The sequence below is a fragment of the Bacteroidales bacterium genome (assembly GCA_035299085.1).
GTDB lineage: Bacteria > Bacteroidota > Bacteroidia > Bacteroidales > UBA10428 > UBA5072.
In genome coordinates this window covers 164598-181283 of record DATGXG010000057.1, presented here as the reverse complement: position 1 = coordinate 181283, position 16686 = coordinate 164598, and the positions used below count along the sequence as shown (strand labels likewise).

Sequence of the window (16686 nt, the reverse complement as noted above, 5' to 3'; positions counted from 1 at the left end):
GTGGGAGCCGTGGAATGGAATTAAAGCAGTCAAGAGCGGTTTGATAGATACTGTGCAGGTTATCTTCAATATTTTCGATCAGAACCCCCAGGATGAGCTTTTCCCTGCCTGCCGGGAAATGAATGTGGGGGTTATTGCCCGTGTTCCTTTTGATGAAGGATCACTGACCGGGACACTGACGCGACAGAGTCATTGGCCGGCAAACGACTGGAGAAGTACGTATTTCGTGCCTGAAAACCTCAATGCAAGCGTTGACCATGCCGATGCTCTTAAACCAGTTGTTCCTGCAGGAATGACAATGCCTGAAATGGCCCTTCGTTTCATACTTGGCGAACCTTCAGTCAGCACCATCATACCGGGTATGCGCACAACCAACCATGTAAAATCAAATATGGATGTGAGTGATATGGGCCCGCTTGAAAGCCACCTGATGGTTGAACTTCAGAAACACAGGTGGGATCGGGAACCAACCTCATGGAGCCAGTAAGATTTACGATTTAGCGATTTACGATTTTGGTGACTGGTGACTGGTGACTGGTGACTGGTGATTGGATAGCATAACTGAGCTTGTCGAAGTCATGCTTGTTCCATAAAAATGTCCCGGTCGCTGAGCTTGCCGAAGCGGATACCCAAATACCGGATGCTTGAAGTGTCCCTATCGTCCCTATTGTCCCTTAACCAATTACCGATTACTAATCGCAAACTGTAAAACTACTTAACCAGCCTCCCGGTTGCCTCATCCGTCCACTTGATCAGTGTCTGAATCTCCTCAGATGTGAGAACGGCCTTCTTATGAATCAGGGTGTACGACTTCAGCGGCATTTCACCTTTTTTTACCTGCTCCTGGATATCCTCAAGCTTACCCACTTTCTTCCGCTTGCTGAAATCCTGCCATTCTGAAAAATTCAGGTTTTTCCTACCTTCATTAATATGATCGGCTAACAGCCATGAAGAAGGAGCAATACCGGCATACCAGGGAAAATCGGTTTGATTGGAATGGCAATCAAAACACGATTTTTTAAGTATGGCCAAAACATCAGGGGTCACCAGAGTATCATGGGCAAGAGTGCGATTATCTTCAGGCTTATTATCAGGTATGCCGTCGGGTACAAACTGAATGGCAATCATCACCACAATCAAAACCAGGATCAATACTTTTATTATTTTCATGCTGAAAGAAATTGCACGGTTAATTCATCAGGCTGTCGGCTTTGGCTTCAGCCCAGGTTTTCAGGATAGTAGTTTCCTCTGCTGTAAGTTTGGCATCGGGATACTTCTTAACGATATCTTCAGGAGGCATTGAACCATCCTCGAGTACATCAATAATATCATTCAGTGTTCCGACAATCTTGGCTTTCTGAAGATTGGGCACGCTGTCCCACATAAGGGCTTCCTTTGCCTTATCTGATCGGCCTTTCATGCTGTGGCATCCATAGCATTTCTGGTCTATTACTTTTTTAACGGTTGAGGGATAAACAAAATCAGGACCATGTGATGCGCTGGCATCCTGGTGATAAATGCCTGAGCCCTGCAATGCAATTAATCCGGCTATAACTAGAGCCAATGATAACCATGCTGATTTTTTCATCTTTTCTTAGTTTTACGTAAAATTAAATCAAAGTTCTTTCTTATGCACGGATTTAAAGAAATAGCCATTTTCAAACGAAACGTATCACCTGGGTATACAATGAAGATATGATACATCCTGAAACGGCTGTAAGCATTAAATGACGGTTAACCAGTGAAACGAAATCTGGTCAATCCATTTAATAGTCAACTTTGAAATAATCAATTCTGAAATCCTCAAAAGTGCACTTGTTTTTTGCCGGATACCATAAATAAACAATCAGCGTTTGATTAACAAGGTCCTCAGGCACATCAAGTGTAAGAACAATTAATTCCTTCCCATCTTTTTTCAGGGATGGTAATCCGTTTGACCTGTAATACGGAAGTCCGTTCTCATCATCACCCACAATGGACCCGTAATGATCGGATGAATTTCGCAATGCCGATATAACATAATATCCTTTCCCGGCCTTTATCTTTGTTCCGGGCCCATACGGATTGTCACGGTTAAGTAAGATAGTGTCATTATTGGCTATCACCGGAGAGTGTGAAATGATGCTTTTTAACAATTGGGTGTCTGCACTGATTTTGTAAATACAATCGTGAAAAACAGTATCGGTATAAATTGTCGACAGCCGGACAAATCCCTTTCCGGAAAGAGCTGAAATTTCTTTCATCAAGGCTTCCGGTATGGTATTGCTTTTTAAAGCCGAATATACATAAGTTACCGTATCTTCTGAAAGCACATGGATCAGATTGTAATCGTGAAGCCAGTCATGAAGCCTTTTTTCTCCGATATTGTAAAAATATGTAGCAGGATACTTTTCCTTTAAAAGCGGTGCATAAACCGGCATCATGCCCGCAGAATATGCCAATCCGTGATACATGGCAGTTTCAGGAAAGGGACCTGACTTTTCAAGTACTATTATTCTTTGTGCATTTTTAATATGTGATTGAACCAGTTTAACAGATGCAAGCCGCGGATTTTGAAACCCGGGGGAATAACCAATCCGGTGGATAAGAAAAATAATAAGAATGCAACCTGAAATATATATAATTGATGGCATCCAGGATGATTTTTCTCTGTACCGGATTCCGGGAATGAAAGATACTGCCAGTATAATGGAGAAAATGGTGAGATTAAATGAAGTAACCAGGTAATGTATGGAGTAATGCCGGGCAACCATTGCTATATTCAATACAAACGACAAGGCAAGGCCGGTGATAATTCTCCGTTTTCTTTCCCCGGCCGAAAACCGGAATGATTTTATAATAAAGGCAACCGCAGCTATTATTAGAAAAAATAAGGCAATTGTGTACAGAGCATTTACGGTTACAATTTTTTGAATATTCTGTATATAAATATGAGGATCAAACAAGCCGGCGTTACCTGATCCATATATACCCGTGTGAGTTAAAATAAGCTTGTACCATGAAATAAATGAAGAGAATGAAGGATATACAGGTATAAGCAGAATGGCAGTAAAAATTGCGGTGAACAAAGCGTAAACCATTTTCCGGCGAAAGGAATCAATTGCAAAAAAAAGAATGAAAAAAGCCGGCAAAAACACAGTTTTTGTTGTGATTCCAAAAGCAACCAAAAAGGAGGATACAATGATTACCTTGGTGGTAAATCTGAATTTTTCATCGAATACATAGCTGGCTGCAATTGATAAAATAAACAATTCGGTGCAAAGCAGAAAAGGCTCAAGCATTACAACCGTATTCATTGAAAAATCCATCACTGAAATAAAGGGCGTTAACTGCAATGCCAATGCCAGTGAAAAATTCCCGGTTCGCCTGTATGTATAATATCCGGCAAATATCAGGGCAATTGTATTCATGATTAGAATTTCCAGGCTTACCCAATTCAGGAATCGCTCAGGATCTGAAAGGACTGAAAGTGTAAGATCGGATGTTCCTGAAAAGAATTTATAAACTTCAAGGTTCAATGCTATAAGACATTGAAGAGGAGTGCCGGGGAAACCTGACAATCCCAGCTTCAGACTTCCGTTGGCAATGTTTAATCCGTTAAACAGAAAAGCATAGGTGGGATCATGAAAAGAAAGGTAAAACCATTTACTATCGATCTTTAATAAAATTTGAAGAAGAAGAAATATAGCAGGAAATACAAGGAGTTGAAGTATTAACGGGAGCCTGGCCTTATTCATGAAATACAGATATTGAAATCAAAATTAACAAAATATCTTTTCAACCGCCCGTTGCCCAGTTATCCCTGTCCAGGCTCCTGTAATTGATTGCTTCAGCTAGGTGATGGGGTTCTATGTGCACACTGGCGTCAAGATCGGCTATAGTGCGTGAGACTTTCAAAATACGGTCATAGGCTCTGGCCGAAAGACCTACTTTCTCCATAGCCGTCTTCAGAAGCTGGTTTCCCTCTTTGCTTATTTCACAGTGTTCCCGCATCAGTGCCGGAGTGAGCTGGGCATTGCTGTGGATACCTTCATGTTCGCGAAAACGTTCAAGTTGAATCTTGCGTGCCTGTATTACCCGTGACCGTACCTGCTCACTGGGTTCCGAAGGTCTGAGTTCTGAAAGTTTTTCAAAAGGAACCGGTACCACTTCAATGTGAATGTCGATCCGGTCGAGTAGTGGACCTGAAATCCGGTTAAGGTATTTCTGAACCACTCCTGCAGTGCACACACAATCTTTTTCGGGATGGTTGTAATACCCGCAGGGACAAGGATTCATGGATGCGACCAACATAAAACTAGCCGGGTATTCGATACTGAATTTTGACCGTGAAATGGTGATGCAACGGTCTTCAAGCGGCTGTCGCATGACTTCTAGAACCGTCCTTTTGAATTCGGGCAATTCATCAAGGAACAATACCCCGTTATGGGCCAATGAGATTTCTCCGGGCTGGGGATAGGTACCGCCACCTACCAGCGCCACATCTGATGTAGTATTTTTTAGTGGGGAGTAAAGATGTCAATCATATTTTTCGCATCACAAAGCAACACCATTGGTATGGCTTTCGATCAACTCAAAACATTTACTCAAATTATGTTTTACATCCTTTCCCCAAAAACGAATGATATTCCATCCTTCAAGTTTTAATTTCTCGGTTACTTCAATATCCCGCTCAATGTTCCTTTCAATCTTAGTCCACCAATAGGCTCTATTTGATTGAATATTGTATTTTTGTGTTTCCCAATCCTTTCCATGAAAGAATTCACTGTCGACAAAAATTGCCAACCGGTACTTTGTCAAGGTAAAATCCGGTTTTCCATAAACTTTTTTGTTGCACTTACGATATCTGTAACCCCTATTCCATAGAGCATGACCAAGAATCTGCTCCAGTTTGGTATTCTGGCTCCGGATAGCTTGCATATTTCTCCTGCGTTGCTCCTTTGTCAAAATATCCACAGCTATAATTTATTTATAGGGTCCAAGAAATTTATGTCCGTTAAAATGTATCAAATGATCGGGGCTTTCCATGATCCAAACTTCGGTTTCCCATCCGATCAGCGGCATCCATTTTCTAAAATCGTCCCTTTTCAAAAATGCAGTGACAAAAATAAGTTCGGCAGTGCATGCCTTCAGCATGGATTTAAGTTCATGCAGTCGAACTTCGCTCATAGGACCCGAAGTCACAAGAGCCTCAATCAAGAAAAGCCAGTTCCTTTCAGCATCAAACGCGATCACATCAGGAAGTTCATCATGTGAAAGTTCAAAAAATCCGATTTTCTTTAATATTTCAACTTCTATATGCAATAATTTGTGAGACGTGTCGCCCAAATACAGGACCTTGCATCCTTTGCCGAATCTTGGGAGAAATTCCTCCACAATAGCTTTTTGCAGAATGTTGTGTTCTCCCATCGACAGTTCAATAGGTTTGCCGTCAGGCAATGTGACAGGTATCTTTTTTATGTCGCGTCTTCTTGCCAAAACCTCAACCAAAGGCAGCCGTCCTTTCTTAAATTTCTCCAATTCATCGGACCAATTATCGGTTCCATAATGAATCAACAATGATTGAACATCGGGATGAATGGCATAAGCACGTGTCGGACTGTTTGTGCTGAAATTGTTTTCTGTGCCGGAGTTGATAACCATCTCGCCAAGAACAAGCAGTTTCAAATCCTGTCTGCGTATGTCATCATAAGAACCGGGCGAAATATTTTCCTCGAAATTTTTGTTGACGAATGAAATTATGTCCCGCGACCTTAGAAACAAATCATATCTTGCCTTCGACCAATCATTTGTCACACCCGAAACAGCCATGAAACATACAGCCATTCTTTCTTTTCTTCTTTCGCTGCAATCCAACGGTATTCCTAATGCCTCCAATATTTCAAGTGCTTCATTGATCTTTAATTGAATATGAGGCGGTTTTTTAGAATTTGGGATGTGATTTTTCATTTTCTCAAAACAATGTCAATGTTTGATCAAATATCATTTTCCTTTCCCGGATTTCAGTTTCGGTTAGAAATTCCTGCGAATGATAACATTCCTTCAAGGATAACGCAAGTTGATATGCCAAGTATGGCGGAACTGCATTGCCAATTTGATTAAATTGTTGGCTTTCATTGCCATGAAACACGAACCAATCAGGAAAAGATTGAAGCCTTGCCGCTTCTCTGACACTAAGTCTTCGCCGCCTTCCATCGGGCAACCGCACACGGTGCATATCTCCTGTCGCGCCAGCTAAATTTCTACAGGTCAAAGTGCGGGCAGGTCTATCCGGATACAAGTCCCGTGGATTTATGCAATCCGATGCCTTTTCATATCTGGCAACATAGTCATCCATAGTCTTTGTGAGAAACTTACTGTTTTCAGGTACAGTATACATCAAGTCACCAACTGCCTCACCAGCATTAATCTTGCGAGGTGATCTTTTTGGAAACATGAATTTGGATTTAGATTTATGACCAAAAACGAAAAGTCTTTCACGGTTTTGAGGTATGCCATAATTGACGGCGTTAAGCAACTGATAATCTATAATATATCCCAGATCGTGCAGTTCTTTGACAACATGTTCGAAATACCATTTGTTTGTATAGAGAAGTCCTCTGACATTTTCAAACATCCACACCTTTGGTTTGAGCCGTTGGATAGCGTCGATAAATATTGGAAAACCGTTACGGGAATCATTCACACCATTCTGGTAGCCACCTACAGAAAAAGGCTGGCACGGCGGACCTCCAATAATTATGTCAACATTTTTTATCGGATAATCAAAACCATCGTATAGTTTGGTGGCAAAACATTCACTGTTCAAGTTGTTTCTGTATGTCTCAGCATAGACGGCTTCCATTTCAAATCCAATGGTTTTGAATCCCGCTGCTTCAAATCCTAACGCTAAGCCACCACAACCGGCAAACAAATCCAATACATTGACATCTTTTTCTGTATGCACCGGTGACAACACCTTATTCAACATTTTTACGTATTCCATATCGAAACCTTGATTGACAAATTTACTGAAAATACAAGCATTTCGACATTTGAAGGGTTTGATCAAGCCAATAAGTAATTAATAGTTTTGAACAGTTTGAATATTCTTATCTGTTACAGGCATTCATGATCATCGTGTTGATCGTCGCCAAATGAAAAAACCCCGCCGAAGCGGGGCGAAAAACTACATTTTCAACAAATCCAAAAGGCAAGTTGCAATAACCTGTGCAGCGATCAACAAGACAAGCTCCTCGACCCTCTCTGCAAAATGTTTACTTATGTGGATTATTACTACAATCGTCATCATAATAGCTCGATTTTTTTAAGACTGCAGTTACATGGTAGTGCAGCCATCACCAGGCAATTATACTTTTGGTAGTAACTTTGAAATGATTTGCGAGGTTTCTGACAATAATTGTTGATGCTAATCTATTAAATATTTAATAATGAACGCAAAATATAATTAAATTTAAGTTTTATGTAATAACAAGATGGAAAAGAAAGGAACCTGCGAAGCAGTCCGTGAATGGATCAATACTGCCGCTGCAATTGTTGCAATAGCCGCAGGTATCTATGGCTTTTGTAATTTAAAATCGGATAATGAGAAATTCAGAAAACAATTGGATCAAACCACAAAAATTGCCGTTGCTGCAGATAGTCAGGTTACGGAGTTAAGAAAACATACGAAAATACTTGAAGATCAATATATACTTAATGTAAAGGATGTTGAAATAAATAAGAGTAGGTACGATGAGGAGATCATGCCCTATTTTGGTTTTAAATACTCCCAAACCATTGAAGACATGGCTGATGGAGGCGATTGGCTGGTAAATATAGGTAACAAGGCTAAAATATTGGGTGTTGAATATGGTAAAAACAACACATACACCTTGGATTTTCCGAAAAACACATTTATTGAAAAGGGTACGGAAGGTCTTTATTTATTACCAAACGACAGCCGAGTCAGAAAGATTGATATTGTAATAACTATGGAAAATATGAATGGTATAAAATATAAACAAAGATTTTATTCGGATGCAAAAAATGTGTTGTTCGCCTCTAAACCCGTAAAAATCAATTAACCTTTTGGCAGGAACTGCACATTGATGTTGAGTATTTTAAGCAAGAATTTCTTCATATATTTTTCTTATTGAATATTCTCAATTTTTTTCGCACCCTTTCTTTGTGCTCCTCGATTTGTTGTTGAATAGGAATGTCGACAGTATTGCCGACGGCGTTTTTGTTTTTGACTTTTTCAATGGTCACAGTGTTTTCCGGCTTGTCAAGGAACTTCACATAAACCGCAATTCCTGCAACAATTCCAGCGAAGAAAAAGGTCAACCATTGCCATATTTTCGAAAAGATTTTCATTGTAACATTTTATTTCATTACGAAGAACTGGAACAATGTGAATCCAATCGCAATCAAAGAACCTGTCAGACCGATTGATGTGACGATCAACCTTTTCATGGTCCTATTCGACAGTTGCTGGTCCTCGAGGACACGGATGCGTTTCTCCGTTTCGACGGCTTCCTTGGCATGGCATATATAATCACTTACCACGACGGACCTCTCATTGATGATTTTTTCATGTTCTGCGACCTTTCCGTTTAGTCGATCCAAACGTTGGGTGATGAGGTCGAGCTTGCAATCTATAACGTTAAATTGTCCTGTTATTTTTTCGTTTTGCGCCCTCATCGCATCCTGGATAAGTTCCTTGAGTTCCGTTGTTGATACTGTCATTTCTGGCATTTGCTTTTTGTATTTTTTAATGTTATTACGGGATCGACTCCTTTACCTTCCAATCCTCCTGCAATATGACCTGCCTGTAATTGGGTTTGACAATCTCGACCTGGTAGGTGTAGGTCTTCGGTGGATGGTTGAAATATGGAACATAAAACACCGTCAAGCAGTCCGAAGCCCCAACATCATACCATGTGTCACCTGTCACGGTGAGGAAAGCATTAGTGAAGCCAGACGATACCTTGAGAACGGCGGTGTAACCGCTCATTTCCGCGACCCTCTTGCCTTCGAGTGTGACGGTGAATTCGACGGTGTCGCCTTTGTATATTTCAATATCCTTTACGTCTGTCATTATTTCCTTTTTTATAAATACTATCGTTCCTTATTTTCCTTGAAAATTTCAATGATTTATTTTTTGGCAAGCGAACGCCTCACCGCCGTCCGGACCGATGGCTTGTCAAATCCCGCCTTGATGCCCGACAAGGAGGAAACGTGGACAGGTTCCGTCCTTTTTAATACCGTTGTCTGCTCCAGGGCGTCGTCAAATCTGTTAAGAATGATTTCATGATATTGATAGCCTTCCTTGCTTGATACAATGGTGTAAGGGTAAGCCGGTGTGACGATTGTATCTGTGCTCACAGGGTGGGATGTATTCATGCCGTTCAAGGTAATGGTGCTCGATTTCAAGTAAACATCAACGACACCCGACGCATCTGTGATAGTGGAACCGGTCAGGACGCACAAAACGGTCGATCCTGAATAGGTTGTCATTTCCGCCGGACTTCCGTCATTGCGGTTGATCCTGACAAAAACCCCGTGCATCGGATTATCATCCTCACTTTTCATTGTCAGTTTGAGATTGTAATGCAACTCGGCATATTCGTCGGTTGTCAGACCTGTCGGCGAGAGATTTTCGAATGAAACATCCGAGGTGTTGATTCGACTGCCGACGAATTGATAATGTTTTTCATCAGATGACGTTTGACCGGCTGCTATCAAAACCGGTGTTGTCATTCCTTTCTGTGATGACAACGCTATTGTCAGCATTTTTGACCCTCCAATTTTTTAATACAAGCCGTCAGTTGCTGAATTGCACGGTGCATGTGAGGTATAAGTGCCGTCGGCGATATGAAGTAATCACCTTCCGGTGTTTGACCGGCAAGACCCTCGACTCCCTTGCCCATGACATCCTGTGCGATGTATCCGGTGTGTTTGTTTGCATCCTTGTCCGATTTCCAAGCATACTCTGATACCGGAACTGCTTGAAGTACGGTTAATGCATCTATTGTTGCAGGCTGAATACAGCATTTTTTATTGCAATCACTGAGGGTGTATACTGCAAATGCACCACCTGTCGAGTTGGCAAGACCTCCGAGTTCGGTTCCCGCATTATTATAGGCTCTTAACGTGTATATGCACGTTGTCTCATTCGCACAACCCGAACGCACGAGAATGCCGAAACTGGTTGCCGCACAACTTGTGTTGCAAAATTCCGCTGCATAACCGCTTGCACTGCTGTTTGTAACATCAAGGCTGCTGTTGCAAATGTTGAAATTCGAACCGTTGCAAATGTTTATTATTGAACAGTCGAACACGGTTGTGGCATTAACACACAATTTTGAATTGTCAAACCTTAAATAAGTCCCTGCTGCATAGGCTAACTGAATCCCGTTGTTTCTTATTTCCGCCTTTCCTATGCTTGAATTGTAACAGAACAGGTCGATTTCGCTGTTCGTGCAAAGCAATAATGGACAGTTGCTTGAATTCGAATAAATTAAATATTCCGGGTCACGGTGGTAAACTTGAAAGCATTCCGTCTGGCTCACATTGTTGACAAGTGAATATGTTGTCTTTAAATAAACACCGGTTCCGCCTGTTGAATTGTTAAAAACTCCGTACAATTGCACGCTACATTGCCTGCAAGCTGCAAAGGTTGAATAAGGCGTTTTGTCACCGGTCGACCAGGTCCGGCAGGACAGAAGGTTGTTCGCATTGTCAAGCACGCAGGTGCTTCCGCAAAACTTGTAATTTCCGGCAAGACTGTATGTTTTGCAGGTGTATGTGTCACCATTGTCCGTGCAGGTGTTTGCATTAAGTGAGTATGCGGTGCTGAACCATCTGTTGAAACCAACTGTGTACATATTCCCGGCACAGGTCGGGAAATTCTTTGAGGCTTGGCATGAAGTGTAATCCGTCATTGTTGTTGAATTCCCGGCTGTTAATTCCTGAAAGTAAATCGTGCAGCTTGTTGTTCCCGCACAACGGTCAATACGCAAATCCGCACCGGTTGCGCACGATTCAGGTATGCAAAGACTTGACCCGCACAAAAGGTTTGCCAGCGGTGACAAACAGCCGTTGTTTATATTAATCCTTTCAACACCGTTCACATCCTTCACGCTTATTGTGTGCGTGCTTCCGTCTATGTCAATAAAACCGTCCGTTATTCCTGCGCTGTTTATTGTCCACACATCGCCAATGCAACCGCTTCCGGCACACACAACCCCCGACACATTTGCGTCAATTAAATTAGCGTTGCAAGCTGTCAAGCCTTCGGCGTTCAGGATTGTTTTTTTATTTGTCGCATTTATAGTTTGTCCCGTTACATTCGTGTAAAATTCAAGTTTTGGCGCACCTTGCTGCGTCCCGGTTCCGTATATCAAATTTCCTCGTGAAGGGTTTGATTTGTTGCCCCAAAGTGCAAACAACCACCCGGAAACGTCCGGCATGTTCGCTTGATAGGTGTTGCTGATGTTTACCTTGTAAGGCATTATGTTCGTGTTTGATGTTCCCATTGTATACCTGTAACGGTATGAACAGGTGTTTGCAATTTGAACCGTGCAGTTGAACATTGTGCTGCTGCTGACGGTTCCCATGTTGCAAACCAAGTTGTTTGAACAGTCGTACAGCGCAACTGCGACATTTCCCGTGTTAATCTGTATGCAATGGTTTAAATTCAAGGTTCCGCCCGTTGCACTGAATGCGTTGCTTTGCACATACTGTCCGGCTTGACAGCTTGCAACACTGTAAAACTGTCCGGGCGGTTCGATAAAACAGAAATAACAGGCACTGACATTGTTCAATGCAATACCCGTTGAACATTTGCTTTTATTCCAATTTTCACACACATACACCCTGCAAGTGCTGCTGTCACCACTGTAAGCACGCAGGAAACAACTGTGAACACCGTTTGAATTTGTTTGTAAAGACCACAATCCGTCATCCGGTTGTGCATAGTACCGTGAATCTTCGTGAACGGTGAAATAGAATCTATTTTTCGAACTGTCATAAGTAATTCCGGAAACAGCACAAACCGCACCGTTTCCAATAATCCAGTCGGTAACATTTTTAATTTTGTCAACCGTGAATTCCTTTGCGTACATAGCGCAATTAACTTTCAAATTTTGGAATTCAGCGTCTCCGGTGCTTCCAGCGCACCAACCCTGACCTGTCAGGGGGTCTGAAACAAAGTCATTTGTTTGAATGTCGCCTGTCGTTCTTGTATTGCCGCCTATGCTTAACCTTGCGTCACCAAGGTAAGCGGAATTTATTGATTGATACCCTGCAACCTTCAGGTCGGTCGTACAAGTCAGGGGTGTTTTCACGCAGGTGCTTCCGCAAACCAATGGTGAAACAACCGAAGTGCAAACATTCAAAGGTGTTGTGATATAAGTGCAGGTGTCCGTCAAACAAACCCTTTTCGTGTTGCTTGTTCGAAGTTCGAAAGGCGAATTGTCAAGGCTTCCTGCAAAGGCGACATTCGCAACGCTTGCACCGAAAGCGGCTTCAACATTGGTCGAATGCGCAACAAAATAGGCACTGTTGGTTCCCTGCATGACAACCGCATTGCTTTGCTGCAACGCTGTCGGAAAATAACAATGCAGTGCCGTTGCAGTAGCACCGGAGCCAGTGATGTGGATGCGATAATACGGCGTTGTCGTTCCGACACCCAATTTTGCAGCATTGGTGCTGCCGCTTTGTGTCAACATTGACAAATCCTGTGAAGTTGCCGAGCTTGCCCCGCCTGAGAAAACCGAACCGCTGCTTGTAATCGCAGCATTCAGTCCGAAACAGCATCCTGATCTTGATGCAGCGGGGATTGTCCTGTTTAATATAGTTATCATTATACCGATTTATCTATAAATACCCTGCGGTTATATTTCCGTGATTGTTTGGTCGTCCTGGTTCATCTCGATGAGCGTCACCTCGCTCCGGTTGCTGAATATGTATTGCTTCACCCCTGAAATCATCAGTTTTTTTCCTGCGAACTTCGGATCGTGATTATTTGTGTGATATCCGATTGGATTCACAAGGTTGTTCACAAACACCCCGTCCAATTGAATCGACGGCAGGCGGTAATTACTCAAGACGCTTCTCAGATAGAGGTTCTGCATGCTCGATGTAAGACCTTGCTTTGTATGACCTGTCGAAAAGTCCACATAATCGAAATTGAAAAAATAATTGTGAGTCTGATAGAAAATCGCACCCCTTTCGCTTGGATTCCTCACGATGCTGTCACCAATGTTCAATGTGGTTTCAGGATGCTCGTTCTCATAAAGCGGATCGAAATATGCGATTTTCTCATAATCCTGATCCGGCACGGTGTTTCCGTATTTGTCCACAATTTCAATGTCAACCCTTTTCACCCATACATCTTTTATTATGGATGTCATAGGGTCGCCATAAGGGTCGTCATTGTTCCATTCAATACCTGCAAAAGCATTAAGTATTGAGAACTGCAACTGTCCCGACACATGAAAAGGGATTAGTGAATACATACCGTAAAACATCGGGACATACAATCCCGCACTTACAACAAGCTGGTTGTCTTCGTACCGGTACGATCCGGAAACAGTGTCCGTCTCACCAATAGGTAGATCGACTACTTGTTTTTGAAAAAAAGGTATCCATAAAAGGTTTTCCGTTTCCGACCAAATGCCGTTGCTTCCGGGATATGTCGGTTCCCAATGGGTCGTCTTGGTAAACCATTGATCGCCCAACTTAAGTTTGCATGCAAGGAAGCCGCAATTCAGGTGCGAATTGGTTACAATTTCATTCGTGTTTACATCCGTTTTTTTGTAGCTGTCCTGCGTGCGGAACATTGCCGTGATGCTTATTTTGATGTAATACTTTTTATATGCATCAAGCAGGCTGTAATTATGATTTACCAGATATGTCTGTGAATTGAACGAGCAAGCTGTCTGACCGGTGTTGTTGCCTGATATGATGATGACATCCTCCGATTTTTCCTGGTTCTTCGCACCGGTTCCCTGCACTGTTGCAAGTTTTGCGTTGTATAAGGTGAATGCCGATCCGGTGTTTTGATAATAATTGTAATCAAAACCCCAATTGCCGTCGCTTGACTTTGTAACACCCGATAAAAAAGGCTGGTTTTGAACTTTCACTGTTGTGTCAATCGCTTTGGTGTTGGCGTATGGCGAGAATTTGACTTTTGCCTTGTTATATGCGGGTACTATTTGCAACTGCATTTCAGACGTCAACCCGGATGGAAGTTCACCGAGATTCGTTGATTGTACAGAGGTTCCTGCATACATGTAATTATTCTGTATGTCGAATTTTTTGTATGTGACATTGCCAGAAAGCGTCATGTTGTGATCTGTTATATACAGACCCCCGTCCTTCATGCGGATGTTTGCAGTGTATGGCTTCAAAGTGTCTTCAAGAACACCATACAACGCTTGTGGCTCGCCGTTTTCGTCGTAAAAATTATAGCTGTTTATTAGTTCGTCATGAAAGAGTGTCTCACTGCTGTCAGGAAAAACATGTGGGCTTGTCGTGGAAATTCCCACGTACAGGAATTGAATTGCATTGTAATTCATGGCATCAATGCAATCCTTTATCACATTGAACACAGGAATCAACTGATTTGTGCCTCCCGTGTAACTCAACCGCTTCAATAATGTGAACCCATTGTTCGCCACAAACCTGACGGTATACAATTGCTTGCTGTAATTCTCCGAGAAAGTTTCAGTGTTGAGCCAGCCTTCAAAAATTAAGATGCCATTGATGTACATAATAACATTCCAACGGAACATCAACGGTGTGTAAAAATCATAGAATTGCGAGTGCGTGGAAACAAGGCTGAACGACAGACCGCACGGTCGTACGACGTCGAATTTCTTCTTGTTTTCAGGATAATCCAGCACGATTGAATCATAGGCGAATTCAACATGCGTGTAGTTGCTTGAAGGGTTTGCACGGTCGATGATCAGGATTTTTGCATGGTCATCCGTATTGTATATGATTGTCGATCCGGAATAATTCATTAAATGTACCTGTTATACATATTGTCATAATTTTTAAGCACGCCGACGAGATCGGTTCCTTCAATCCTCACTGTTATCTCGCCGACTGCATTGTTCATCATCATCCTTGTCTGACCAGCCGTGCTTACTTTAGTGCCTATTGGCAGTTGAACACGCTCAGGTCCTCTTTCACCCACTATCTGAAAAGGTGTATCCACTGTCCCGGCATTTGCGAATGATCCGAGCATTGAACTGAACGCCGTTTTCGCCAGACCGCCTGCTGCTGCTGCCATTGCGGGTGCGACCAAGTAGCCAAAAGCAACCTTTGTGCTCCAGTCCTTCAATGCACTGGAAACCATTGCTGCAACTGCCTGACTGATGAGCGTCCCGATGATTTCTTTCACTGCGGATTTGAGTTGCTGACCGAATTTTTTAAAATTCTGCGCCCCTTGTCCAAGGACATTGGTAAGTTGCGACATGGATGAACTGAACGCCGTGAACAATAATTCACCTGCTTTCGTGCTATCCTCCTGCAATGCCTTCATTCCCTCCTGCAACTCTGCCATGAAACCTGTCGCCTCTTGAATCTTCTCTGTGTTGATTAAAGGCAACTTGCCAAAATCAGGCTGCTCGATCTTGCCCGATTTACTTTCGATCTTTTGCAAGAGAGGTTGTGACCGCAGTTCGTTGATCCTTTCCTGTTCCTGTCTTTGAACAGTAAGTTGAGCCGTCAATTCGCCCTGCTTTGTGACCATTTCTTTCAACCTGTCAGCTTCCTCCTTGCGTGTGCCGACCATCTTGGCATAGAGTTCGGCTTCCTTCTTGTCGTCCTCGTATGAGTTATTGCCGAGAGCGTTTTTTGCAGTAAGGATTTCATATTCCTCTTTTGCAATCAGGTTCTTTGCATTGGATAATTCCTTTTGAAGACGGATTGCCTGTGTGATGGCATTCTGACGCTCCTCGGCTGATTTTGACTTGTCCTCGGCGGTAAGTCTTAACTGAGCGATCTGAACCTCGTAATCGGCTTGCTTGCGGATCAGTTCATTCTGCTGTTTTTTCAGTTCATTTTCCCTTTGGGCGAAAGACATGGACTGTTGAGCGGTTTCTTTGATCTCTTCAAGAAGACCTCCTGAAAATGCTTGCTTGAGTTTTTCACCTGCTTGTTTGAATTTACCCTCAAAAACCAATGCAACCGCTTCGCCCAACAACTGCACACGGTTCAATATGGCAGTAAAAATGCCTTTTGCATATCCTAAAACTGTGTTGAGCTTGTCAGCACCATCCTTAGTGCCGGTCAGGTAAGAACTCAATGCAGCGAAGGCAACGCCCAAAGCCACAACAATCGCCCCGATGCCTGTGCTAATCAGTGCCGCCTTCACCCCGTTGATTGCAGGAATCATCGACTTGAACGCCTTGGCTCCGCCTCCGATTGCATCACCAATGCCAGAAATCTCGGAGGTCAGACCTCCCGTGACACCCGCAAGGCTTGAAAAAGACTGTTTTATTGATGAATTGGCATTTTGAATGCCGGTCTGCATCTGCTTCGCCTCCTTGGTGACCTTTGCAGCTCCGTCACTGAAGCCAGTAGAAGAGAGTATGAATTTGGTAACGACTGAGAAATCCTTGCCTGCCATTAGTGTATTTTTTCATAAATACTGGCGGAATCATTTATTTTGAATTAAAAAGATCAGTGATT

16 protein-coding genes and 1 pseudogene are annotated in these 16686 nt (G+C 42.7%); 2 read left to right on the top strand and 15 right to left on the bottom strand.

The genetic code is table 11. The features are described 5' to 3' along the window. On the top strand, window positions 1-487 hold a 487-nt coding region (locus VK179_19645), incomplete at its 5' end, for an aldo/keto reductase (GenBank protein HLO60974.1). A gap of 224 nt (window positions 488-711) precedes the next feature. On the opposite strand, the gene VK179_19640 is transcribed toward VK179_19645, so the two are convergent. From VK179_19640 to VK179_19605, 8 genes and pseudogenes are all read right to left on the bottom strand, one after another. Further along, complete coding sequence (locus VK179_19640) at window positions 712-1170, bottom strand: heme-binding domain-containing protein (GenBank protein HLO60973.1); 459 nt, start codon at window positions 1168-1170, stop codon at window positions 712-714. Between the two features lie 19 nt (window positions 1171-1189). Further along, complete coding sequence (locus VK179_19635) at window positions 1190-1588, bottom strand: heme-binding domain-containing protein (GenBank protein ID HLO60972.1); 399 nt, start codon at window positions 1586-1588, stop codon at window positions 1190-1192. A 178-nt stretch (window positions 1589-1766) separates the two neighbouring features. Continuing rightward, on the bottom strand, window positions 1767-3737 hold the full coding sequence (locus tag VK179_19630) for a hypothetical protein (GenBank protein ID HLO60971.1): 1971 nt from the start codon (window positions 3735-3737) through the stop codon (window positions 1767-1769). A 40-nt stretch (window positions 3738-3777) separates the two neighbouring features. After that, window positions 3778-4149: a hypothetical protein gene (locus VK179_19625; protein HLO60970.1), complete on the bottom strand. Its 372-nt coding sequence runs from the start codon at window positions 4147-4149 to the stop codon at window positions 3778-3780. Continuing rightward, a pseudogene (locus VK179_19620) lies at window positions 4141-4488 on the bottom strand (ATP-binding protein). Before VK179_19620 ends, VK179_19625 begins: the two are co-directional and overlap by 9 nt. 48 nt (window positions 4489-4536) lie before the next feature. Further along, the gene (locus VK179_19615) at window positions 4537-4956 is read right to left on the bottom strand and encodes a very short patch repair endonuclease (protein ID HLO60969.1); all 420 of its coding nucleotides are present in this window, start codon (window positions 4954-4956) and stop codon (window positions 4537-4539) included. Between the two features lie 9 nt (window positions 4957-4965). Then, window positions 4966-5949, bottom strand: coding sequence for a BsuBI/PstI family type II restriction endonuclease (locus tag VK179_19610; protein HLO60968.1), 984 nt, complete (start codon window positions 5947-5949; stop codon window positions 4966-4968). A gap of 4 nt (window positions 5950-5953) precedes the next feature. Next, a complete protein-coding gene (locus VK179_19605; GenBank protein ID HLO60967.1) occupies window positions 5954-6985 on the bottom strand; it encodes a DNA cytosine methyltransferase in 1032 nt (343 codons plus the stop codon). 490 nt (window positions 6986-7475) lie between these two features. On the opposite strand from VK179_19605, the gene VK179_19600 reads away from it, so the two are divergent. Further along, window positions 7476-8066 (top strand): hypothetical protein, encoded by a 591-nt coding sequence (locus VK179_19600; GenBank protein HLO60966.1) that lies wholly within the window; start codon window positions 7476-7478, stop codon window positions 8064-8066. A 52-nt stretch (window positions 8067-8118) separates the two neighbouring features. On the opposite strand, the gene VK179_19595 is transcribed toward VK179_19600, so the two are convergent. From VK179_19595 to VK179_19565, 7 genes are read right to left on the bottom strand one after another with little or no spacing between them, the layout of a single operon-like run. Next, entirely contained in the window at window positions 8119-8355 is a 237-nt protein-coding gene (locus tag VK179_19595; protein HLO60965.1) for a hypothetical protein, read from the bottom strand. A 9-nt stretch (window positions 8356-8364) separates the two neighbouring features. Next, window positions 8365-8736, bottom strand: a complete 372-nt coding sequence (locus tag VK179_19590; GenBank protein ID HLO60964.1) for a hypothetical protein — start codon at window positions 8734-8736, stop codon at window positions 8365-8367. Between the two features lie 25 nt (window positions 8737-8761). Then, window positions 8762-9079, bottom strand: a complete 318-nt coding sequence (locus VK179_19585; GenBank protein HLO60963.1) for a hypothetical protein — start codon at window positions 9077-9079, stop codon at window positions 8762-8764. Window positions 9080-9135: 56 nt separating this feature from the next. Next, window positions 9136-9774, bottom strand: a complete 639-nt coding sequence (locus VK179_19580; GenBank protein HLO60962.1) for a hypothetical protein — start codon at window positions 9772-9774, stop codon at window positions 9136-9138. Beyond that, entirely contained in the window at window positions 9768-12848 is a 3081-nt protein-coding gene (locus VK179_19575) for a tail fiber domain-containing protein (protein ID HLO60961.1), read from the bottom strand. The genes VK179_19580 and VK179_19575 overlap by 7 nt, the downstream gene beginning before the upstream one ends. 30 nt (window positions 12849-12878) lie before the next feature. Next, window positions 12879-15011: a hypothetical protein gene (locus tag VK179_19570; GenBank protein ID HLO60960.1), complete on the bottom strand. Its 2133-nt coding sequence runs from the start codon at window positions 15009-15011 to the stop codon at window positions 12879-12881. Then, entirely contained in the window at window positions 15011-16624 is a 1614-nt protein-coding gene (locus VK179_19565; protein HLO60959.1) for a hypothetical protein, read from the bottom strand. The genes VK179_19570 and VK179_19565 overlap by 1 nt, the downstream gene beginning before the upstream one ends. Between the last annotated feature and the right edge of the window lie 62 nt (window positions 16625-16686).